Genomic DNA, 1995 nt, shown 5'->3' on the forward strand with positions numbered 1-1995 from the left:
CGCGAAGAGCACGCAGAGGGAGGCGAGGCTCGAGAACGCGATCGTCCAGGAGGTCGCGTGCAGCAGCGCCGCGAGGGGGAGGATCGCCAGCAGCTGACCGGCCTGTCCGACGATGCCGGTGAGCTGCATCATCACGGGGGCTCGTTGTGCCGGGAACCATACGGCGACCACGCGCAGGATGCTCGGGAAGATGGCCGCGTCGCCGGCGCCGATGAGCATGCGGGCGGCGATTGCGATGCCGACGTTGGGGGAGAACGCCATCACCAGCTGCCCGGCGGCCATGAGGAGCATCCCGATCGCGATGATGGGGCGCGCGCCGAAGCGGTCGAGCAGCACGCCGATCGGCACCTGCATGCCGCCGTAGACGCCCAATTGCAGCACCGCGAACATCGCGAGGGTCGACGCGTCGGCGTGGAACCGCGCCGCCGTGTCGACGCCGACCGCGGCGAGCGAGGTGCGGTTGGTGACCGACAGCAGATAGGCCGCGACGCCGACTCCCCAGATGAGCCACGCCCGCCAGCTCGGGGCGACGGGGGCGAGGGGGTTCACTCGTCCCAGCGTAGTCCGCGCGCCTTCCGCGGCGGCGTAGGGTGAGCGCGTGGCATCCGTGCGATATGTGGCGATCGGGGACTCGTTCACCGAAGGCGTGGGCGATGAGCTCGACGACGGGTCGGTGCGCGGCTGGGCGGACCTCACGGCCGCCGGCTGGGCGCATGCGGCGGGGGAGCCGATCGAATATGCCAACCTCGCCATACGCGGGAAGCTCGTCTGGCCGATCGTCGAGCAGCAGCTCGAGCCCGCGCTCGCTCTGCGCCCCACGCACCTGTCGTTCAACGGCGGCGGCAACGACATGCTGAGACCGCGCACCGGCATCCCCTCGATCGTCGACGCGTTCCGCCACGTCATCCGGCGGTGCGACGAGGAGGGCGTGCAGCTGATCCTGCTGTCGGGGGCGAACCCGTCGGCGAGGCTGCCGATGTCGAGTCTCATCCAACGGCGCGGCGACGAGCTGTCGCGCGCGGTCGAGGAGATCGTCGCGGACCGCCCGGACATCATCCGGGCCTACAACTGGCCGGACCGCGAACTCGCCGGGCCCGACTACTGGTCCGACGACCGCCTGCACATGAACGCGCGGGGTCATCACCGTGTCGCCGCGCGGGTCATCGAGAGCGTCGGGCTCGAGGCGCCGCGGGAGTGGTGGTCGCTTCCGGATGCCGCGGCCCCCTCCGGCCCCGGCGGCTGGGCGTACTACCGCGCCCACGTCGTGCCATGGGTGAAGCGCCGCCTCACCGGCACGTCGTCGGGCGACGGCCGCGTCGCGAAGGCCGGCACCTGGGTGCTGGTCTCACCGTCGTCGTGAGCGCGACCCTGGCTCGACGGCCACACGCGCCCTGCGCCAGACTCTCGTCATGAGCGCCCTCAGTCCCGACGATCTCATCGCCGCGATCCCCGTCGCGACACGCCGAGCCGATGCGCGCCTCCTCCTGGAGAGGTTCGCCCGCGCGACGGGGGAGCCCGCCACGGTCTGGGGGAGCAGCATCATCGCGTTCGGCAGCTACCACTACCGCTACGCGAGCGGACGCGAAGGGGATGCACCGGCCGCAGGCTTCGCCGCCCGCGCGTCGACGCTCGTCGTCTACGTGCCCGACGGTCTCGACGCGCACGCGGACGCGCTCGCGCGCCTCGGCGCGTACCGGGCGGGGAAGGGATGCCTCTACCTCAAGAGCCTTGCCGACATCGATCTTGACCTGCTCATCGACATCATCACGACGGCGTCGGATCGGGTGAAGGCGGGGTCGGCGATCCACGGCGCCGGCGGGGCATCCGCCTGACGAGGCGCTTTCTCACGGCCCGCCCGGGGGCGGACGCGGGGGAGCGGGCGTAGCGTCGCCCCCACGCGGCGACGACGCCGACGCTGACCCTCCGGAGGACCGCCATGTCGCTGCTCGACGCCCCCGCCTCCGGCTCGGCACCGAGTTATCGGCTGGATGCGGG

Annotated in this window: 3 protein-coding genes; 2 read left to right on the plus strand and 1 reads right to left on the minus strand. The window is 72.1% G+C overall.

Annotation, left to right across the window (positions count from 1 at the left end; all coding sequences use genetic code 11):
• Positions 1–558: MFS transporter (locus tag ASG00_RS17980; protein ID WP_235559478.1), on the minus strand; the 558-nt coding region annotated here is incomplete at its 3' end.
• 40 nt (positions 559–598) lie between these two features.
• Here ASG00_RS17980 and ASG00_RS09765 point away from each other — a divergent pair.
• A complete protein-coding gene (locus ASG00_RS09765; RefSeq protein WP_200930902.1) occupies positions 599–1360 on the plus strand; it encodes an SGNH/GDSL hydrolase family protein in 762 nt (253 codons plus the stop codon).
• 49 nt (positions 1361–1409) lie between these two features.
• Complete coding sequence (locus tag ASG00_RS09770) at positions 1410–1832, plus strand: DUF1801 domain-containing protein (protein WP_056209043.1); 423 nt, start codon at positions 1410–1412, stop codon at positions 1830–1832.
• Positions 1833–1995 lie beyond the last annotated feature (163 nt).

This window comes from Microbacterium sp. Leaf351, from assembly GCF_001423825.1.
Lineage (GTDB): Bacteria > Actinomycetota > Actinomycetes > Actinomycetales > Microbacteriaceae > Microbacterium > Microbacterium ginsengisoli.